This window comes from Allobosea lathyri (assembly GCF_900108245.1).
Taxonomy (GTDB): Bacteria; Pseudomonadota; Alphaproteobacteria; order Rhizobiales; family Beijerinckiaceae; genus Allobosea; species Allobosea lathyri.
In genome coordinates, this window is record NZ_FNUY01000008.1 from 46,213 (window position 1) to 63,909 (window position 17,697).

General features: G+C 65.0%; 20 protein-coding genes. 13 read left to right on the forward strand and 7 right to left on the reverse strand.

The annotated features are described in order from the left end of the window. Positions 1-5 precede the first annotated feature (5 nt). From C4S73_RS18510 to C4S73_RS18530, 5 genes are read left to right on the forward strand one after another with little or no spacing between them, the layout of a single operon-like run. Positions 6-557, forward strand: coding sequence for a thermonuclease family protein (locus tag C4S73_RS18510; RefSeq protein ID WP_160115830.1), 552 nt, complete (start codon positions 6-8; stop codon positions 555-557). A 44-nt stretch (positions 558-601) separates the two neighbouring features. Then, positions 602-1,270: a glutathione S-transferase family protein gene (locus tag C4S73_RS18515; RefSeq protein ID WP_342210581.1), complete on the forward strand. Its 669-nt coding sequence runs from the start codon at positions 602-604 to the stop codon at positions 1,268-1,270. After that, positions 1,270-1,740, forward strand: coding sequence for a hypothetical protein (locus C4S73_RS18520; RefSeq protein ID WP_103874018.1), 471 nt, complete (start codon positions 1,270-1,272; stop codon positions 1,738-1,740). Before C4S73_RS18515 ends, C4S73_RS18520 begins: the two co-directional genes overlap by 1 nt. Next, positions 1,740-2,204: a hypothetical protein gene (locus C4S73_RS18525; RefSeq protein WP_103874019.1), complete on the forward strand. Its 465-nt coding sequence runs from the start codon at positions 1,740-1,742 to the stop codon at positions 2,202-2,204. The genes C4S73_RS18520 and C4S73_RS18525 overlap by 1 nt, the downstream gene beginning before the upstream one ends. Then, the gene (locus C4S73_RS18530; RefSeq protein WP_103874020.1) at positions 2,201-2,842 is read left to right on the forward strand and encodes a uracil-DNA glycosylase family protein; all 642 of its coding nucleotides are present in this window, start codon (positions 2,201-2,203) and stop codon (positions 2,840-2,842) included. Before C4S73_RS18525 ends, C4S73_RS18530 begins: the two co-directional genes overlap by 4 nt. Before the next feature lie 13 nt (positions 2,843-2,855). Here the strand turns inward: C4S73_RS18530 and C4S73_RS28475 are convergent, their stop codons facing one another. Both C4S73_RS28475 and C4S73_RS18540 read right to left on the reverse strand, forming a co-directional pair. Next, a complete protein-coding gene (locus C4S73_RS28475; RefSeq protein ID WP_200828048.1) occupies positions 2,856-3,251 on the reverse strand; it encodes a porin in 396 nt (131 codons plus the stop codon). 494 nt (positions 3,252-3,745) lie between these two features. Further along, positions 3,746-4,834: a TRAP transporter substrate-binding protein gene (locus tag C4S73_RS18540; RefSeq protein ID WP_103874021.1), complete on the reverse strand. Its 1,089-nt coding sequence runs from the start codon at positions 4,832-4,834 to the stop codon at positions 3,746-3,748. 344 nt (positions 4,835-5,178) lie between these two features. Here C4S73_RS18540 and speB point away from each other — a divergent pair, with 344 nt between their 5' ends. Both speB and C4S73_RS18550 read left to right on the forward strand, forming a co-directional pair. Beyond that, the gene (gene speB, locus C4S73_RS18545; RefSeq protein WP_103874250.1) at positions 5,179-6,231 is read left to right on the forward strand and encodes an agmatinase; all 1,053 of its coding nucleotides are present in this window, start codon (positions 5,179-5,181) and stop codon (positions 6,229-6,231) included. Then, positions 6,156-7,007 (forward strand): hypothetical protein, encoded by an 852-nt coding sequence (locus C4S73_RS18550; protein WP_146071410.1) that lies wholly within the window; start codon positions 6,156-6,158, stop codon positions 7,005-7,007. Before speB ends, C4S73_RS18550 begins: the two co-directional genes overlap by 76 nt. A 162-nt stretch (positions 7,008-7,169) precedes the next feature. Here C4S73_RS18550 and C4S73_RS18555 read toward each other — a convergent pair whose 3' ends face one another. Continuing rightward, on the reverse strand, positions 7,170-7,844 hold the full coding sequence (locus tag C4S73_RS18555) for a spermidine synthase (RefSeq protein ID WP_103874023.1): 675 nt from the start codon (positions 7,842-7,844) through the stop codon (positions 7,170-7,172). Positions 7,845-8,218: 374 nt separating this feature from the next. Here C4S73_RS18555 and C4S73_RS18560 point away from each other — a divergent pair, with 374 nt between their 5' ends. The 4 genes from C4S73_RS18560 to C4S73_RS18575 all read left to right on the forward strand — a co-directional run bounded on the left by C4S73_RS18560 (position 8,219) and on the right by C4S73_RS18575 (position 11,970). Further along, positions 8,219-9,448 carry an MFS transporter gene (locus C4S73_RS18560; protein ID WP_103874024.1) on the forward strand — a complete coding sequence of 410 codons (1,230 nt, stop codon included), beginning with the start codon at positions 8,219-8,221 and terminating at the stop codon, positions 9,446-9,448. Between the two features lie 223 nt (positions 9,449-9,671). Beyond that, a complete protein-coding gene (locus tag C4S73_RS18565; RefSeq protein ID WP_103874025.1) occupies positions 9,672-10,451 on the forward strand; it encodes a transporter substrate-binding domain-containing protein in 780 nt (259 codons plus the stop codon). A 77-nt stretch (positions 10,452-10,528) separates the two neighbouring features. Further along, positions 10,529-11,257: an ABC transporter permease gene (locus C4S73_RS18570; RefSeq protein ID WP_103874026.1), complete on the forward strand. Its 729-nt coding sequence runs from the start codon at positions 10,529-10,531 to the stop codon at positions 11,255-11,257. Continuing rightward, on the forward strand, positions 11,254-11,970 hold the full coding sequence (locus C4S73_RS18575; RefSeq protein WP_103874027.1) for an ABC transporter permease: 717 nt from the start codon (positions 11,254-11,256) through the stop codon (positions 11,968-11,970). Before C4S73_RS18570 ends, C4S73_RS18575 begins: the two co-directional genes overlap by 4 nt. Before the next feature lie 183 nt (positions 11,971-12,153). Here the strand turns inward: C4S73_RS18575 and map are convergent, their stop codons facing one another. Next, positions 12,154-12,903: a type I methionyl aminopeptidase gene (map, locus tag C4S73_RS18580; RefSeq protein ID WP_103874028.1), complete on the reverse strand. Its 750-nt coding sequence runs from the start codon at positions 12,901-12,903 to the stop codon at positions 12,154-12,156. A 149-nt stretch (positions 12,904-13,052) separates the two neighbouring features. On the opposite strand from map, the gene C4S73_RS18585 reads away from it, so the two are divergent. Both C4S73_RS18585 and C4S73_RS18590 read left to right on the forward strand, forming a co-directional pair. Next, entirely contained in the window at positions 13,053-13,919 is an 867-nt protein-coding gene (locus C4S73_RS18585; protein WP_103874029.1) for an NAD(P)-dependent oxidoreductase, read from the forward strand. Beyond that, positions 13,900-14,337: a hypothetical protein gene (locus C4S73_RS18590; RefSeq protein WP_146071411.1), complete on the forward strand. Its 438-nt coding sequence runs from the start codon at positions 13,900-13,902 to the stop codon at positions 14,335-14,337. Before C4S73_RS18585 ends, C4S73_RS18590 begins: the two co-directional genes overlap by 20 nt. A 9-nt stretch (positions 14,338-14,346) precedes the next feature. On the opposite strand, the gene C4S73_RS18595 is transcribed toward C4S73_RS18590, so the two are convergent. The 3 genes from C4S73_RS18595 to solA are packed head-to-tail and all read right to left on the reverse strand — an operon-like array spanning position 14,347 to position 17,596. Next, positions 14,347-15,525, reverse strand: a complete 1,179-nt coding sequence (locus C4S73_RS18595; protein WP_103874031.1) for a multidrug effflux MFS transporter — start codon at positions 15,523-15,525, stop codon at positions 14,347-14,349. After that, entirely contained in the window at positions 15,522-16,424 is a 903-nt protein-coding gene (locus C4S73_RS18600; RefSeq protein ID WP_103874032.1) for a DMT family transporter, read from the reverse strand. Before C4S73_RS18600 ends, C4S73_RS18595 begins: the two co-directional genes overlap by 4 nt. A 32-nt stretch (positions 16,425-16,456) precedes the next feature. Continuing rightward, positions 16,457-17,596 carry an N-methyl-L-tryptophan oxidase gene (gene solA / locus C4S73_RS18605; RefSeq protein ID WP_103874033.1) on the reverse strand — a complete coding sequence of 380 codons (1,140 nt, stop codon included), beginning with the start codon at positions 17,594-17,596 and terminating at the stop codon, positions 16,457-16,459. Positions 17,597-17,697: the final 101 nt, after the last annotated feature.

The window sequence follows — 17,697 nt, forward strand, 5'->3', positions numbered from 1 at the left end:
TCCTGATGGCGCGCTTTGGATTCACCCCTTCCCGATACGGACCGCTGGGCTGGCGACGCGTCAGCCGGCCGGTCGATTTCGTCGTTGCCCTTGGAATCATTGGTTTGCTGGCGATAGCAGGCGCCGTCCTGCAATACCGGCTTGGCCCCGCGCGCACGCTTGTCGGCGCCGCGCAGGCGATCGACGGCGATTCGCTCAGGCTGTCTGGCGAGGAGCTGCGGCTGGAAGGGCTCGATGCGCCCGAATACCGCCAGAGCTGCGCGGATCAGGTCGGCCGTCAGGTCGATTGTGGCCGTGCGGCGCGTCGGGCCTTGCAGGGCCTGCTCGCGCGCGGGCTGGTCACCTGCGAGATCGGCAAGATCGACCGCTATGGGCGCGGCCTTGCCCGCTGCCGCCAGGGCGAGACCGACATCAACGCCACGCTCGTCCGCGACGGCCAGGCGGTTGCCTATGGCGACTACCGCAGCGAGGAAGAGCAGGCGAAAGCCGCTGGGCGCGGGCTCTGGGCGCTGAAATTCGAGCGGCCCGAGACCTGGCGGCGCGGGCACGCGCGGTGAGCAGCGGCGACGATCGCCACATAACCATCATGAAGAAGATCGACATGGTTGACCTCGCCTCCTTCGGCATGGTCGGGTCTGCGCGAATGGGAGAGGTCTCGATGAAGCTCTATGACGGCGCGCGCGCGCCAAATCCGCGGCGAGTGCGTATTTTCTTCGCCGAGAAGGGCGTGCCCTTGCCCGAGCTCATCCCGATCGACATCACCAAAAAAGAGCACAAGAGCGAGGCCTTCACGAAGCTGAATCCGGCGCAGCGGCTACCCGTGCTCGAACTCGATGACGGCACTGCGCTGGCCGAGACGATCGCGATCTGCCGCTATCTCGAAGGGCTGCATCCGACGCCGCCTTTGTTCGGGCGCGATCCGAAGGAGCAGGCCCTGATCGAGATGTGGAACCGGCGGGTCGAGCTGGGGTTGTTTTCCAGCGTATCGGCGGTGTTTCGCCACAGCCACCCCTCGATGGCCGAGCTTGAGGAGCAGGTGCCCGAATGGGCCGAGGCGAATCGCGAGCAGGTCGACGACCATCTCTGGATTCTCGAATTGCAGCTTGCGGGAAACCCTTATGTCTGCGGCGACAGCCTGACGGTTGCCGATATCACGGCGGGGATCGCGATCGATTTCATGAAGCCCTCGCGCATTCGCCTGCCGGAGGAATTCGTTCATATCCGCCGTTGGCACGGCGAACTCGCGGCCCGGCCGAGCTGGAAGGCTTGATGCGCGCATTTGCCCTGTTTCTCGCGGCCCTGATTGGCCTGTCGACTCCGGCTTTCGCCGTCGAGCGTCTCAGCGGCGAGGCGATCAAGCGCGCCTTCGAGGGCAACACTGTCAGTGGCCGCTACACCAATGGCGGCTTCTTCACGGAGTATCATGAGGCCGATGGCCGGGCGCTCGGCAATAATGGCTGGCAGCCCAACAAGGACGCCTGCTGGATCACCAAGGAGGATCAGGTCTGCTACTATTATGGCCCCCCGAGCGACCGCACGGTCCACTGCTTCACCGTCGAGGTTTCCGGCGATCTCTATGTTCTGCGCAATACCAGCAACGGCATGGTCAACGCGCTGGCGACGATCGAGCTGGGCAATCCGCGCAAGCACAGCGACCAGGGCACGCCTTGGTATTGCGATGGCCTGATCTCCAGGGCGCCCGAGCCGCTGATGTCGCGGCGGCGTCTCGCGGCGCGCTGATGCGCGGCCTTCCATCGGCGCTGCTCGCGGCAGCGGTTCTGGCTTGCGGCGCAGCCATGGCGGCCGAAAGGCTGGACGGCGACGCGATCAAGCGCGTTTTCGAGGGCAACACGGTCAGCGGCCGCTATTCCGGCACCAACCAGCCCTTCAGCGAGTATCACCACCCTGATGGCCGGGCGAGCGGCCACAACCGCAATGTGCCCAATCGCGACGCCTGCTGGACGACGACGGCCGATGCGGTCTGCTACTATTATGGACCGCACGAGACGCGCCGCACCTATTGCTTCACGGTCGAGACCAGCGGCCAGCTTTACGTTCTGCGCAGCAGGCCCAGCGGGCGCATCAACGGCATGGCCCGGATCGAACCCGGCGACCCCCATGATTTCAGCCGGAAAGCCGCGGATTGGACCTGCGACGGGCTGATCTCGCAGGCGCCCGGTCGCGCCAGGTTGGCGAGACGATGACCGGGGCAGGGGCCGCTGACGCCGAAACGCTCGAGGCCGTTCTCCACGACCTCCGTGCCTGTCGGGTCTGCCGGGATGCGCCGCTTTATCTGCCGGCACTGCCGCATCAGCCCCGCCCGGTCATCCAGGCATCTGCGAGCGCGCGCATCTGCATTGCGGGGCAGGCGCCCGGCACCCGCGTTCACGCCAGCGGCCAGCCCTTCACCGATCCTTCCGGCGTGCGGCTGCGCGGCTGGCTCGGCCTTGATGAGGCGACATTCTATGATCCCGAAAAGGTTGCAATCGTACCGATGGGGCACTGTTTTCCGGGGCTCGACGCCAAAGGGGGCGACCGGCCGCCGCGTCGCGAATGCGCGCCAATCTGGCGCGAGCGTGTCTTCGCGGCTCTTCCTTCGATCGAACTGGTCCTCGCCATAGGGCGCTATGCGCAAGCCTGGCATCTTGGCCCGAGCGAAGGCGCCAATCTCTCCGAAACGGTCGCGAACTGGCGCGAGATCCTGGCCCGCAACGCGCATCCGCGCGTGCTGCCGCTGCCGCATCCATCCTGGCGCAACAATGCCTGGCTCAAGCGGAATCCCTGGTTCGATACGGAGCTCGTGCCGGTCCTGCGCGCCGAGGTGGCGAGGCTGACCCGCTAGGCTTTCGCGCGGTTCAGTAACGGAAAGGTCCGGATTCCAGCCCGCGATCCGACTGTCCACGCATCCTGACGACGCTCCGGACCGGTCCGAGGCTGGACTCCCCGCGCGCTTCAAGATCGACCAGCGCGCCAACAGACGAACCGTAGCCCGACGAATTGTACCCACTGCGCGAACTCTTGCCGAAATCGACGCGCACCGCACCGCCAGCTCTTACACAGAGCGAGGAGCCCTCGACACGCACGAAGCCCGGACCATATTCGGGACAGGCGCGTGCTGCTGTGTCGGAGCGGGCCGGCTTGAGCTTATCCTTGGCGGTGGAGCGCCCGGGCAGCGGTTCGCCGATCGACTGCGCCATGGCAGCGGAGGTGGCCAGCAGGGCGGCGAGCGCGGAGGCTGCGATGCGGAGCATTGCGAAGTATCCCGAGGAGCTGATCGTCCGGTTAGCCGCCAAGCAAGGCAAGGCTATGGCGCCCCCCGAGCATAACTGTTTTCCGGCCGGGAAAAACCGGTTGAACTCCGGCTTTTCAGCCGAGGCTCTCGCATGAAAAATCCCGCTTTTCAGCCGAGGCTCTTCTCATGAAAAACCCCGGCTTTTCAGCCGGGGTTCGATAGTCTTCGAGTTGGGTCGCCTAGCGGCCGGTCGCTCTCTTCAGAGCTGATTCATTGCCCGCGCGCGGCTTATGTAAGCGTCGCTTGGCGTCGTCTGGGCATGTCCTCCCTCAAAGACATTCCGCGCGCCGGTTGTCCCGATCATTCGCGGACGACCAGAAAAGCAGGTCTGGCGGAGGACGCAAGAGAAAAATGCATGCCGCCCATGTGAAAATCACATGATGCGGGGACGGCAACAAAAAAGCCCGGCCGGAGCCGGGCTTTTGAGAATGCGGCGACTGTGGAGCAGCGCTCTCAGCGTGCGCGCGAACGCACCTGGAAGACGTCGAAGCTCAGCTCCGCCACCTGCCACCAGAGATACTGGTCCGAACGGAAGGCGGCCATGGCCTCGATCGCCTTCTTGAAGTCGGGGTTCTTCGCCGAGATCTCGCCGTAGAGCTCGTTGGAGGCCTTGAGGCAGGCTTCCAGGATCTCCTGCGAGAACGGGCGCAGCTGCGTACCGGCGCCGACGAGGCGCTTCAGCGCGGGCGGGTTCACCACGTCGTACTTCGCTGCCATCTGGGTGTTGGCATAGGTGCAAGCAGCGGTCAGCGCAGCCTGATACTGCTTGGGCAGGGCGTTCCACTTATCCAGGTTGATGAAGGCGTGAACCGTCGGTCCGCCCTCCCAGAAGCCCGGATAGTAGTAATACGGCGCGACCTTCGAGAAGCCGAGCTTCTCGTCATCATAGGGGCCGACCCACTCGGCGCCGTCGATGGTGCCCTTTTCCAGCGCCGGATAGATGTCGCCGCCGCCGATTTGCTGCGGCACGACGCCAAGCTTCTGCAGCACCGAGCCGGCGATGCCGCCGATACGCATCTTCAGGCCCTGCAGATCGGCGACCGTCTTGATCTCCTTGCGGAACCAGCCGCCCATCTGGGCACCGGTATTGCCGCAGGGAATGCCGTGGATGTTGAACTTCTTGTAGAACTCGTTGAACAGGTCGTTGCCGCCGGCCTGGAAAAGCCAGGCGTTCTGGCCGCGTGCATTGAGGCCGAACGGCACCGAGGCCGCGATCGCGAAGGTCGGGTCCTTGCCGACATAATAATACGACACGGTGTGGCACATCTCGACCGTGCCATTGGTGACGGCGTCGGCGGCCTGCAGCGCGGGTACGATTTCACCGGCAGCGAAGACCTGGATCTGGAATTTGCCGTCGGTCAGGTCGGAGACCATCTTGGCCATGACTTCGGCGCCGCCATAGATCGTGTCGAGCGACTTCGGGAAGCTCGATGCCAGCCGCCATTTCACCTCGGGCGCCGACTGGGCGACGGCGGGCATGGCAATGGCGGTGGCCGCTGCGGCGCCTGCCGCTGCGGTCTGGATAAACTGACGACGCTTCATTGGGGAACATCTCCTCGGATTTCAGCAAAATGATGCAGACGGGTTCGAGCCCGTCCTGCGGTGTTGGCAGGACTGCGGTGTTGGCACGACAATGCTGGCTAGTGCGCCCAATCTTCAAGGCCCGGCCCATTGTTCTTTGGTGCAAAGGGCCGTGCTTTCGGCCTGATATTTGCAAGTTTTTCGGGCGGAGCTCTCCATCCTTGACCTGATCGCGAGCCGAAGCACGCATCTCGACGGCTGCGTCCGAGACATGGCACGACTGCGCCTGAAGCGCATGTTACTTTTCCGCAGCGCGGTCAAGTTCACACGCACTCGATGCCGATGAAATGCGAAAGGCGCGCGACATGGATCAGGACAGGCTGGCGAAACTGAGGGCGCGCTACGCCGGCGCCAGCGGCGCCGACATCCACGATCCGCGCTTTGCCAAGGTCGCGGCCGACCAGTTCAAGGGCGACAGGCGCAAATGGCCGTTCTCCGATGTCGCGACCTTCATCAGCGCGCCGTATCGCCCGGATGCGTTGGGCCAGCCTGATCTCGGCGGGCTCGACGTTGCGATCATCGGCCTTCCGATGGATCTGGGCGTGACCAATCGCGCCGGCACGCGGCTGGGCCCGCGCGCGGTGCGCGCTGTCGAGCGCATGGGCCCGATGGACCATGTGCTGGGCACGGCGCCGCTCGGCATGCTCAAGGTAGCCGATATCGGCGATGTGCCGTTCCGCTCGCGCTATTCGCTGGAAAGCTGCCATGAGGACATCGAGGCGACGTTCAAGACCATCGTCGCGGCCGGCGTCTCGACGCTTGCCGTCGGTGGCGACCATTCGATCACCTATCCGATCCTGAAGGCGGTCGGCGCCAAGCGTCCCGTCGGCCTGGTCCATATCGACGCGCATTGCGACACGTCGGGTCCCTATGAGGGGTCGAAATTCCACCATGGCGGCCCGTTCAGGCAGGCGGTCCTCGATGGGGTGCTCGACCCGCAGCGTACGATCCAGATCGGCATCAGGGGCGGGGCCGAATATCTCTGGGAATTCTCCTACGAGTCGGGGATGACCGTGATCCATGCCGACGAGGTCGATCGCATGGGGCTCGACGCGGTGATCGCAAAGGCGCTCTCCGTCATCGGCGACGGACCGACCTATGTCTCCTTCGACGTCGATTCGCTCGATCCGGCCTTCGCGCCGGGCACCGGCACGCCAGAGATCGGAGGGCTGACACCGCGCGAGGCGCTCGCCATCCTGCGTGGATTGAAGGGGCGTGATATTGTTGCCGCAGATGTCGTAGAGATCGCGCCGCAATATGACGCCACGACCAATACGGCCCAATGCGCGGCGCAGGTGCTGTTCACCGAATTGTGCCTGATCGCGGAAGCGCGCGCCGCAGGAAAAGGAAGACCATGACGTTACGCGGATCGATAGGGCGGCTTGCCGTATTCGGCGGGCTTTGCCTGGCCAGCCTTCCCGGGCGGGCCGAAGTGCCTGCAAACGGGGCGGTCTACATGGATGCAGCCTATGGGGCAGTCGAATCGCTGATGCGCGCAAAGCCGGGCACGGTGACGCTGCCGCGTCTGGCGGATCCGGTGGACGGCAGGATTCTGGCCGATGTCTGGAACGCTCCCGCCATTCTCGGCACTGCGCCCTACACCGCGGCGAGCATCGAGGCTCTGCTGGGCATCATCCAGAAACAGACGCAGGTGCTGCAAGCCTACCTGCTGTTTTCCCCGGACCCTGCCAAGCAAAAGCCCGACGCGGCGCGCAACGCGGTGGAGTTTCAGGATGAACTGACACGCTCACACGAATTCCGGCTGAAGCTTGTTGCCGCCTCGTTGCAGGCTATGAACGATTTCGGCGCCCGTCTCACGGCGGAAGAGAAGACCGATGCGCGCTTCCAGGGGTTGCGGCAGATGCGCCTCGGCCTGATGGAAATCGTGACGGGTTCGGCATTGGCATTGCGAAATCCCGCGCTGCGCCCGGCCAATCAACTCATGCTGGCCCGCAGCTTCTCCGATAATGCCGCAGCGCTCGCGGCAGGGATCGCGCCGCTCGACCGGAAAGCGGTGATCGACGCATTGCAGGCAGCTATGCCGAATTTGAAGCAGGACGCCCAGAAAGCGATTTCCGGCTTTGCCGCGACGGTATCGGCTGCCCCCTGCGACGGGCTCTGCCGGCTCGAATGATGCGCTGCGAGTTCAGCGGGAGCCTGACGCAGACGGGTTCCCGTCGGCCGGCGCCATCCTCTAGATCATCGGACCGAATATCATATCCGGGCCGGTGATCTAAATCTTTGATTTTGCATCGACTTTTCCCGAAAATCGCGTTCCACTTTTCGGGCCGATGCTCTAGCGGCGCAGTGCCAGCCAGATCACATGGCGCGCGCCGCCGCCATGCCTGCTGGCGCGCACCTTGGTCTCCTCGACGGTAAATCCCGCTTTGCGAAGGCGCTGCGTGAAGCTGCGGTCGGGGCCCGAGGACCAGACGGCAAGCACGCCGCCAGGACGCAGGGCCGTGCGGGCCGCGTGAAGGCCGGCATCGTCATAGAGCGAGTCGTTGCCGGCGATGGTCAGCCCTTCCGGGCCATTGTCGACATCGAGCAGGATCGCATCATAGCGCGCCGGGCCGGCTGCGATCTGCCGCCCGACATCGCCGACCACGATGCTGACGCGGGCGTCGTCGAGGCAGCCGGCGAAAACGGATGCCATCGGACCGCGCGCCCAGGCGACGACGGCGGGAACGAGCTCCGCGACCTCGACCTGCGCCTGCGGCCCCAGAACGGCCAGGGCCGCCCGCAGCGTGAAGCCCATGCCAAGCCCGCCGATCAGGATGCGTGGCTGCGGCTGCCCCTCGATCCGCTGGCAGGACAGTGTCGCGAGAGCCTCCTCCGAGCCGCTGAGGCGGCTGTTCATCAACTCGTTGCTTCCCAGCATGATCGAGAATTCGGTGCCGCGCTGCTTCAGGCGCAGTTCTCCGCCCTTTCCGGGCAGCGTTGCAGTGTCGATCAGGGTCCAGGGTATCACGGGCAATCTCGGCGGGCGGGTCTCGGGGGAGCCAGTCTATAAGGCTCCTGCCTCAAAGCTTCGAGGGCGAAAGCTCAAGGAAACTGTTTGGAAAACGTCCTGAGCCCTCATCCTGAGGAGCCATTCCGCAAGAATGGCGTCTCGAAGGATGCTTCAGGAGGCTCCGATGCCAGCTGGAGAATCCTTCGAGACGCGCCTGCGGCGCTCCTCAGGATGAGGGCTGGAGTTTCCAAACAATCTCGGCGGCGCGGCATGCAATGAGGTCATGGGCTTGCGCTTCACGCCCTGTTGATAGGGCGTGGGTGACATGACTATGTCAGAATGCTGCGCTGCAATGTAATCGCTGCGCCGCCAGATTCTCTCGGACAATACCCATGACGCTCGCCGCCGATGACCGCTGCCTCCCGGAGGCGGCAACGACTTCCCGTCCGGCGCATGTCGGGCTCGTGCTCTTTGCGCTGGCAATGGGCGGCTTCGCCATCGGCACGACCGAATTCGCCGCGATGAGCCTCCTGCCGTTCTTCTCGGTCGGGCTCGGCATCGACGAGCCGATGGCCGGTCACGTGATCAGCGCCTATGCGCTGGGCGTCGTCGTCGGCGCGCCCATCATTGCAGTGCTCGCGGCCAAGGTGACGCGCCGGACGCTGTTGATCGGCCTGATGGTGGTCTTTGCCATCGCAAATCTGATGAGCGCGCTCGCGCCGACCTATGGCTGGATGCTGGCCTTTCGTTTCCTCAGTGGTTTGCCGCACGGCGCCTATTTCGGCGTGGCCTCCCTGGTCGCCGCTTCGCTGTCGCCGCCGAACCGCCGGGCGCAATCCGTGGCGCGGGTCATGCTCGGGCTGACCATCGCCACCATTCTCGGCGTGCCCGCCGCCAATCTGATGGGGCAGGCGCTGGGCTGGCGCTGGGGGTTTGCGATTGTCGCGCTGCTGGCCCTGCTGACGGTGCTGCTGGTGGCGTTGTTTGCGCCGCGCGACACGCTTCAGCCCGGTGCCAGTCCGCTGCGGGAACTTGGCGCGCTGAAGCGCCGGCAGGTCTGGCTGACATTGGGCATCGGCGCGATCGGCTTTGGCGGCATGTTCGCCGTCTACACCTATGTCGCCTCGACGCTGATGGAGGTGACGCAGGTCCAGCCTCATATCGTGCCGCTCGTGCTTTGCGTCTTCGGTGTCGGGCTGACAGCGGGAACGCTGTTTGGCGGCTGGGCGGCGGATCGTGCCCTGATGCCGTCGATCGGCGGCATGCTGCTCTGGAGCGCCGCCTCGCTAGCCCTGTTCCCGTTCGCGGCGGGCAACATCTGGGCGGTGTCGGGCGTGATCTTCCTGATCGGCTGCGGTGGTGGCCTCGGCACCATGCTCCAGACCCGGCTGATGGACGTCGCCGACGACGCGCAGACCCTGGCGGCGGCGCTGAACCACAGCGCCTTCAACACCGCCAATGCGCTGGGCCCCTGGCTCGGCGGCATGGCGATCGCGGCCGGCTACGGCTGGACCTCGACCGGCTGGGTCGGGACCGCGCTGGCGCTGGGCGGCTTCCTGATCTGGGTCGTCGCGGTTCTCGACGAACGCCTGCGCTCGTCAGGCCAGGCTGTCGCTGCCTGACGGCCGCGTAGTGCTTTATGACCGGTGCGCGGGCGCTGCACGGTCAGAATTACATTTTAATCAGCAAAAACAGCAGCATAGCGCTGCAAGATTATTGGGCGCTGCGGCTCAGAAAAGCTGCGCGCGCCCACTTGCGGCAATGGCACAGGATCGCCCAATCTGTGAGCACGTACCGGACACGGGAACCCCAAACGCCCGGCCGGTCGAACCTGTGGGAGGTACCATGATAGGTTTCGTTCGTTTCATCGCCGCCGCCGCGTTGACGGTTGTCGGCGCAACCGGTGCGCTTGCCCAGGCCAAGGAATGGAAGGAGGTCCGGATCGGCACGGAAGGCGCCTATCCGCCCTACAACAACCTCAACGCCAAGAAGGAGCTGGAAGGCTTCGAGATCGACTACGCAAACATGATTTGCGAGAAGATGAAGGTGAAATGCACCTGGGTCGTGCAGGACTGGGACGGCATCATCCCGGCGCTGCTGGCCAATAAATACGACATCATCATCGCCGGCATGAACGCCACCGACGAGCGCAAGAAGCAGGTCGACTTCACCTCGGTCTACAGCAAGACCCCGATCTGGATGGTCGGCCCGAAGACGACGGCCTCGGCGGATATTTCGCCGGCCGCGCTCAAGGGCAAGGCGATCGGCGCGCAGGGCTCGACGATCCACGCCAACTTCCTCGAGAAGTTCTACAAGGATTCGAATGCGCGCCTCTATCCGACGCAGGAAGAGGTCAATCTCGACCTGATCAACGGGCGCCTCGATTATGCGGTGGCCGATGCGCTGGCGCTTGCCGACTTCCTGAAGGGCCAGGGCAAGGATTGCTGCAAGAAGATCGCCGAAGTCCCGCGCGACAACGCGATCCACGGCCCCGGTGTCGGCGGCGCCGTGCGCAAGTCCGACACGGCTTTGAAGGCGATGTGGGACAAGGCCATTGCGGAGTCGATGGCCGACGGCTCCCACAAGGCGATCGAAGACAAGTGGTTCAAGTTCAACGCGAGCTGATCGCCATCGCCTGACACATCCTCGCCGGCGCTGATCGTGCCGGCGAGATTTCCGTTTCCTTCCGTGCCGGCGCATCCATGCTCGATAAACTCGCATTGCTCGGTTTCGGTCAGGGCGGCTGGGGCCTGGCGCTCCTTCAGGGCGCCTTCATCACCATCTCGATTGCGCTGGCGACGCTGCCTTTCGGGCTGGCGCTGGGCCTGATCGTCGCGCTCGGCAAGCGCTCGGACAGCGCCATCCTGCGCTGGCTGTCGACGGTCTACACCACGGTGTTTCGTGGTGTTCCCGAGCTGCTGACGCTTTACATCATCTATTTCGGCATCCAGATCCTGCTTCAGGAGCTCTGGGCGAAGCTTGGTCTGCCCGGCAATTTCAGCATGCCACCCTTCGTCGCCGGCATGGTCGCGCTGGGAGTCGTCCTGTCCGCCTTCTCCAGCGAGGTCTGGGTCGGCGCGCTGAACTCGATCCAGAAGGGTCAGCGCGAGGCCGCTTCCGCGCTCGGCCTGAGCAAGGCGCAGGCCTTCCGGCTCGTCGTCTTCCCGCAGCTCATCCGCGTCGCTTTGCCCGGGCTCGGCAACAACTGGATGGTCCTGCTGAAGGAGACCTCGCTGGTCTCGGTCATCACGCTGCCCGACATCATGTTCATCACCACCCGCGCCAATGTCGTGACGAAGGAGCCGTTCCTGTTCTTCGGCGCGGCGATGCTGATCTACTTCGCTTTCTCGCTGATCTCCGCCTGGGGGCTCGGGCGTGTCGAGGCGCGGACCAATCGTGGCTTTGCCGCCTTCGGGGGCGCGACGCGATGAGCTGGTGCGAGTTTCCTGGCTGGCTCGTCGGCAGCGAAGTCTTCCAGAACTACGGCTGCCGCATGTTCAGCGGCCTCGGGATAACGTTCCAGCTGGTCGCGATCTCCGTCGTGCTCGGCTTCGCCATCGCTGTCGGGCTGGCGATCACGCGGCTTTACGGGCCGCGCTGGGCGCAAGTGGCCGTTAACGGCTACACCACCTTCTTTCGCGGCACGCCGCTGCTCTGCCAGCTCTTCCTGATCTATTACGGGCTCGGCCAGTTCCGGCTGTTCTGGCAGGATGTCGGCCTCTGGTGGTTCTTCCGCGAGCCGTTCTATTGCGCGGTACTGGCCTTCACCATCAACACGGCCGCCTATCAGACCGAGATCCTGCGCGGCGCCATCCAGTCGATCCCGCGCGGGCAGTTCGAGGGAGCGCTCTCGCTCGGGCTGCATCGCTGGGCGACATTGCGGCACGTCATCATGCCCCAGGCGATGATCCTGGCGCTGCGGCCGCTCGGCAACGAGCTGATCGTGACGATCAAGGTCAGCGCGATCGCCTCGCTGGTGACGCTGTTCGACCTGATGGGGGCGACGCGGCTGGCTTTCGCCCGCTCCTTCGACCTTTCGATCTATCTCTACGCCGCGCTGATCTACCTGATGATGGTCGAGGTGATCAGACGCGTCTGGGACAGGGTCGAACTCCGGCTCACCCGCCACATGGCGCTGCGCTGAGAGCCCGTTTGGAAATTCCTCCAGCCCTCATCCTGAGGAGCCCTTTCGTCAGAAATGGCGTCTCGAAGGATGTTCCGGGTGGTTCGGGAGCCTCCTGCAACATCCTTCGAGACGCCGCTTCGCGGCTCCTCTGGATGAGGGCTGATTTATCAAACAGTTTCCGAGCAGGGCTAATGGCCGCGATCAGCCCGGCAAGGTCAGGATCAACGGCCCGTTCGCTGTTGCGACGACCGTATGTTCGTACTGCACGGTCGGCGCGCGCGGTTCGCCATAGAGCGTCCAGGGATCGTCGCCATTCTCGGCCCAGTTGGCACCCAGCGACAGGAATGGCTCGACCGTGAACACCAGGCCCTTATGCATCACGCGACGCTCCGAGCGCTCGGGCCAGGTTGCGATCTCGGTCGGCTCCTCATGCAGCGAGCGGCCGACGCCATGGCTCGCGAGATTGCGGACCAGCGTATAGCCGTTCTTTTCGGCGAAGCGGCCGACAGCCTGCCCGATTCCCGCGAGCGGCTTGCCGGCGCCAACCTGGCCGAGCCCGGCCCACAGCGCGCGGCGGCCGTCCCGGCACAGCTTTTCGGTCCGGCGCGAGATCGGCGGCACTGCAAAGGAGGCGCCCGTATCGGAGAAGAAACCGTTCTTCTCCGCGGAGACGTCGATATTGACGAGATCGCCGGCTGCGATCCGGCGCGGGCCGGGAATGCCGTGGGCGATTTCCTCGTTCACGCTGATGCAGGTCGCGCCGGGAAAGCCATAGGCCAGTTCGGGAGCCGGGCGGGCTCCGGCGTGTTCCAGCGCTGCACGGCCGATCTGGTCGAGTTCCGCCGTCGTCATGCCGGGTTCGAGCGCCTTGCCCATCGCCGCCAGCGCGTTGGCGACGATGCGGCCGATCTCCTGCAAACCCTTCAGATCGTCATCATTGGATATGGTCATGGCCGCATGCCCTATCCGGTCCGGTGTCCGGCGACAACACGCGCTGCCCCATTCAGCGCATGCGGGGCGGCACAGGCGCGCTTCTTTCCAGTTGGTCTGCCGCGCGCTAAGTCCGTTCAGGGATTTCAAGAAATGCAGCGGAGCGAAACATGACCAAAGTCGCCTTCCTCGGTCTCGGCGTGATGGGCTATCCCATGGCTGGCCACCTCAAGGCCAAGGGCCACGACGTCACGATCTACAATCGCAACCCGACGAAGGCGCAAGCCTGGGTGGCGCAGCATGGCGGCGCCAGCGCCCCGACGCCGGCCGATGCGGCCAAGGGGCAGGAGATCGTCTTCGCCTGCGTCGGCAATGACGACGATCTGCGCTCGGTCACGCTGGGCGAGAACGGTGCCTTTTCCGGCATGGAGAAAGGCGCGATCTTCGTCGACCACACCACCGCCTCGGCCGGCGTGGCGCGCGAGCTTGATGCGGCGGCGACTGCCGGCGGCTTCGGCTTCATCGACGCGCCGGTCTCCGGCGGGCAGGCGGGCGCTGAGAACGGCGTGCTGACGGTGATGTGCGGCGGCGATGCCGCCGTTTATGCGAGGGCCGAGCCCGTGATCGGCAGCTTCGCGCGCATGTGCAAGCTGATGGGGCCGGCCGGCTCCGGCCAGCTCACCAAGATGGTCAACCAGATCTGCATCGCCGGCCTCGTCCAGGGCCTGTCGGAAGGTGTCCATTTCGCCAAGCGCGCCGGGCTCGATGTCGAGGCGATGCTGGAGGTGATCTCGAAGGGCGCTGCAGGGTCCTGGCAGATGGAAAATCGCGGCAAGACCATGAATGCCGGCAAGTTCGACTTCGGCTTTGCCGTCGACTGGATGCGCAAGGACCTCGGGATCGTGCTGGACGAGGCACGGCGCAACGGCGCGCAGCTGCCCGTCACTGCGCTGGTCGATCAGTTCTATGCCGAAGTTCAGAAAATGGGCGGCAGGCGCTGGGACACGTCGAGTTTGATTGCGCGCCTCGAAGAGTGACGTTAGGTTAACTTCACCGCGGTCTGGGGTGGAGTGGTCGATGTTGCGTGCGTTGCTGTTGGTCGCCGGCTTGGTCGCGATCGCAAATCCGGCGGCGGCGATCGATATCGTCGTCGCCAGTGGCACCGAACGGTCGATCGCTGCCTTCGGCGCCATCAACGGCATGTGCGAAAGCGCAGGCGGAAAGCCTGAGATACGAGAACGGGCGGCGAATGGCAGCTTTGAGATTCGTAGCCGGCGGATGAAAGTCAGCAATCCGAGTTCGCATTGCCTCGGCAGGCCCTTTGAGGGTTATGTGGTCGTTTACCGTTCTCGTGCGGGCTTTCGCGGCAGCGATCGCGCCGTGATCTCGACCTATCTCTTCAATGGCCGCGTCGATGTCCGGACCGATACCGTCTACAACATCGTCGTGAAATAGCCGGGCCGACTACCGGCTCGCGCGGGCGAAACGGGTCGAAAGCAGCCCGATCGCGATCAGGAGCCACATCATCGCGATCAGCGCCTGGGGCCAGAGCGTCACCAGCCAGCTGATCAGCAGGGTCATGGCGGCTCCCAGCCCAAGCTGGATCGCGCCCATCAGCCCGGCCGCCGATCCCGCGAGTTCGGGCCGCGCCGACAGCGCCTCTGCCGTGGAACCGGGAATCGTCAGCCCGTTTCCAATGGAGTTAAACGCGATCGGCAGGAAGAAGGTCAACGGCGACCAGGCCGGAAGCAGCGACAGCGCCATCGCCGCACACATTCCGACGAAGGAGATCACCAGCCCGATATGGACCATGCGGGCCGCACCGATGCGCCCGACCAGCCGGGACATCGCGAAATTGCCGATCATGTAGCCGAAGGCATTCGTCATGAAGAACGTGCCATAGACGTCCGACCCGCGCCCCATGGTTTCGACCACGATATAGGGCGCGGCTGCGATGAAGGCGAAGAATGCCGCGACCGTCGTCGAGCTTGCGATCACGTTCAGCACGAACATGCGATTGCGCGCCAGTTCGGGAAAGGCGCGGAACACGCCGAGCAGCGATGTCCGCGTGCCGACGATACGGGCGGTTTCGGGCAGTCGGGCGAGAGTCAGGGCCAGAACGCCGATGGCGATCGCCATCATGAACCAGAAGATCATCCGCCAGCCGAAGCGCGTCTCGATCTGCCCGCCGAGCCAGGGCGCGATCATCGGCGCCACCACCATCACCATCGTCACGCTCGCGATGAGCCCCGCCGATTCGTCGCGGTCCGACGTGTCGCGGATGATCGCGCGCGACAGCGCAAAGGCGGTGCCCGACCCTGCGCCCTGAAGAACGCGGGCCAGCAGGAGGATATCGGTGGAGGGCGCCAGTGCGCCAAGAACCGAGCCGAGCACGAACAAGGCGATCCCGGCATTGACGCAGGGGCGCCGCCCAAAACGGTCGGATAGGGGCCCGATCACGAGCTGGGTCAGCGCGACCGAGACCAGGAACAGCGTCAGGCTGAGCTGGATCGTGGCGTAGCTGGAGGCGAAATGCCGCGTCAGCGTCGGCGTTGCCGGAGCCAGCAGGTTGAGCGCCAGCGGCTGGAGCGCGGAGATCGCGACCAGTATCGTCAGCGTCGGCTTGGGGCGGGCGGGGATCATGGCGTCGGATCGGCGGTGAGCTTGAGGTTGGAATCGGGCCGCACGCGCTGCCGGTGCATCGTATAGAGCCCGCTCGCCACGATCAGCCCGATGCCGACAAAGGCCAGCGGCTCCGGGATATCGCCCCAGATCAGGTAGCCCGCAATGACCGCGAAGATGATGACGGAATAGCGGTATCCCGAGACGATGCCGACATCGGTATTGCGGAAGGCGCCGATGATGAAAAAGCTACCCGACGACACCAGCACAGCCGCTGCGGCGACAAAAGCGGTTTCGCGGCGCCAGATCGGCTGCCAATCCTCCAGAGAGCCGTAGCTGACCGCGACGATGCCGACGAGCACCGTCGTGGTCAGGGAGATCACGGTGGAGGGCACATCATTGCCGATGCTGCGCGTCAGCAGGTCGCGGAATGCGACCAGAACGGCGCTGGCCAGCGCAATCAAAGCCGCGGCATTGAAACCGTCCGCACTCGGCCTGAGCACGATCAGGACGCCGCAGAAGCCGACGAGAACGGCGAGCGTCCGCCGCCAGCCGATGCGCTCGATCCGCAGCGCCACGGCAAGCGCGACGATCAGGAGCGGGGAGGCCATGCCGATGGCCGTGGCGTTCGCCAGCGGCAACATTCCCAGCGCCCAGACGAAGCTCAGCGCCACGGTAGCCTCGATCAGGCCGCGCAGGAGAACCACGGGGCGCAGGGCCAGCAGGAGCTTGTCGCTCTCCCGGAAGGCGAACACCAGGGCCAACCCCGCAAGGATGGCGAAGATGGTTCGGAGCGCGATTGCCTGACCTGCGGGGTAGACCTCGCGGGCCAGCTTCATCAGCAGGTCGTTGCCGGTGAACAGTGACATCGCCAGCAGCATGGAGAGGATGCCACGGCGGTTTTCGGCTGCGCTGGCCACGTCAGTCGTTCCGTTCTGGCTGGATTTCAGGCTCAGGCCGCGAAGCGGTCGAGCGCAAAGGGCTTGAGGTCGAAGGCCGACTGGCCCGAGGTCGACAGGTCGGCCAGGATTTCGCCGATGGCGCTGGCGAATTTGAAGCCATGGCCGGAGCAGGCCGAGGCGAACACCGCCTGCGGCACGCCCGGCACGCTGTCGATGATGAAATCCTCGTCGGGCGACACGCTGTACACGCAGCCCTTGAGGGTCAGCGGCTCGCCGGCCGCGTCAGGCAGATAGCGCGCCAGGCATTCGCGGATCAGCGCGACCTGTCGCGGACTCGGTGTGCGGTCGTCGTCGCGCGGGTCCATCGGCTCGCGCCCGAAATGCGGGCCGCCCAGCTTGAAGCCGGGATGCTCATACAGCGGGAAACCGTAGAACGTGCCTTCCTCGACGCTCAGGATGAAGACGGGAAAGACGTCCGGCCGGAACAACTCGGGCCGGCGCGTGGTGAACCAGCCGATCGCCTGCCGGACGGTGGACACGCGCTTGGCCAAAGCAGGGACAGCGTCGGCGATCCAGCCGCCCGAGGTAATCACCAGCCGGCCGGCCGAATAGGTTCCACGCTCTGTGCGTACCACCACGCCGCCCTGCGCCGTCGGTGTCCAGTCCAGCAGTGGCTCATTCGTCCGGATCTCGGCGCCGCGCGACTGCGCCAGGCCGACATGGGCGTAAATCGCCTTCTCGGAGGCGACGAAGCCGCCATCGGGCTGCCACAGCCCGACATGGCCGGCGGGCAGGTTGAAGCCCGGAAAGCGCCTGGTGATGTCAGGGCCGTCGAGGCGCTCATGGCTGAGCCCGTGGTCGAGGCAGGATTGCAACGACGATTCGACCGGGCCAGCACCTTCCGGCGCAAGGTCGAGCGAGCCGGTGACGTGCAGGAGTTTCATCCCGGCTTCCGTGCCGGTCTGTTCCCAGAGTTCATGCGCGCGCCTGACGATCGGCACGTAATGCGAGCCCTCGAAATAGGCGAGGCGGATGATCCGGGTCATGCCGTGCGAGGAGCCCATCGCGTGGCCGAGATTGAAACGCTCCAGCCCGAGAACCTTCAGGCCGCGTTTGGCCAGGTGCCAGCAGGCGGCCGACCCCATGGCGCCGACGCCGGCGACGATGACGTCGTAGCTATGATGGGTCATGGCAAGGCTCTGTCGGGTGGCAAGGCTCGGTGGGTAAAGGCTCGGTCGGGCAGGGCTGGTGACGCAAAGTCTTACAGAGCGGTTCGGGGCGGGTCCATGCT

What these genes read in the sequence shown, in the direction of transcription:
- C4S73_RS18560 (WP_103874024.1), top strand. Translation starts at nt 8,219, where the DNA reads ATGACGCTCGCCGCCGATGACCGCTGCCTCCCGGAGGCGGCAACGACT.
- C4S73_RS18570 (WP_103874026.1), top strand. Translation starts at nt 10,529, where the DNA reads ATGCTCGATAAACTCGCATTGCTCGGTTTCGGTCAGGGCGGCTGGGGC.
- C4S73_RS18515 (WP_342210581.1), top strand. Translation starts at nt 602, where the DNA reads ATGGTTGACCTCGCCTCCTTCGGCATGGTCGGGTCTGCGCGAATGGGA.
- C4S73_RS18510 (WP_160115830.1), top strand. Translation starts at nt 6, where the DNA reads ATGGCGCGCTTTGGATTCACCCCTTCCCGATACGGACCGCTGGGCTGG.
- map (WP_103874028.1), bottom strand. Translation starts at nt 12,903, where the DNA reads ATGACCATATCCAATGATGACGATCTGAAGGGTTTGCAGGAGATCGGC.
- C4S73_RS18520 (WP_103874018.1), top strand. Translation starts at nt 1,270, where the DNA reads ATGCGCGCATTTGCCCTGTTTCTCGCGGCCCTGATTGGCCTGTCGACT.
- C4S73_RS18530 (WP_103874020.1), top strand. Translation starts at nt 2,201, where the DNA reads ATGACCGGGGCAGGGGCCGCTGACGCCGAAACGCTCGAGGCCGTTCTC.
- solA (WP_103874033.1), bottom strand. Translation starts at nt 17,596, where the DNA reads ATGACCCATCATAGCTACGACGTCATCGTCGCCGGCGTCGGCGCCATG.
- C4S73_RS28475 (WP_200828048.1), bottom strand. Translation starts at nt 3,251, where the DNA reads ATGCTCCGCATCGCAGCCTCCGCGCTCGCCGCCCTGCTGGCCACCTCC.
- C4S73_RS18540 (WP_103874021.1), bottom strand. Translation starts at nt 4,834, where the DNA reads ATGAAGCGTCGTCAGTTTATCCAGACCGCAGCGGCAGGCGCCGCAGCG.
- C4S73_RS18585 (WP_103874029.1), top strand. Translation starts at nt 13,053, where the DNA reads ATGACCAAAGTCGCCTTCCTCGGTCTCGGCGTGATGGGCTATCCCATG.
- C4S73_RS18550 (WP_146071410.1), top strand. Translation starts at nt 6,156, where the DNA reads ATGCGCGGCGCAGGTGCTGTTCACCGAATTGTGCCTGATCGCGGAAGC.
- speB (WP_103874250.1), top strand. Translation starts at nt 5,179, where the DNA reads ATGGATCAGGACAGGCTGGCGAAACTGAGGGCGCGCTACGCCGGCGCC.
- C4S73_RS18595 (WP_103874031.1), bottom strand. Translation starts at nt 15,525, where the DNA reads ATGATCCCCGCCCGCCCCAAGCCGACGCTGACGATACTGGTCGCGATC.
- C4S73_RS18525 (WP_103874019.1), top strand. Translation starts at nt 1,740, where the DNA reads ATGCGCGGCCTTCCATCGGCGCTGCTCGCGGCAGCGGTTCTGGCTTGC.
- C4S73_RS18575 (WP_103874027.1), top strand. Translation starts at nt 11,254, where the DNA reads ATGAGCTGGTGCGAGTTTCCTGGCTGGCTCGTCGGCAGCGAAGTCTTC.
- C4S73_RS18565 (WP_103874025.1), top strand. Translation starts at nt 9,672, where the DNA reads ATGATAGGTTTCGTTCGTTTCATCGCCGCCGCCGCGTTGACGGTTGTC.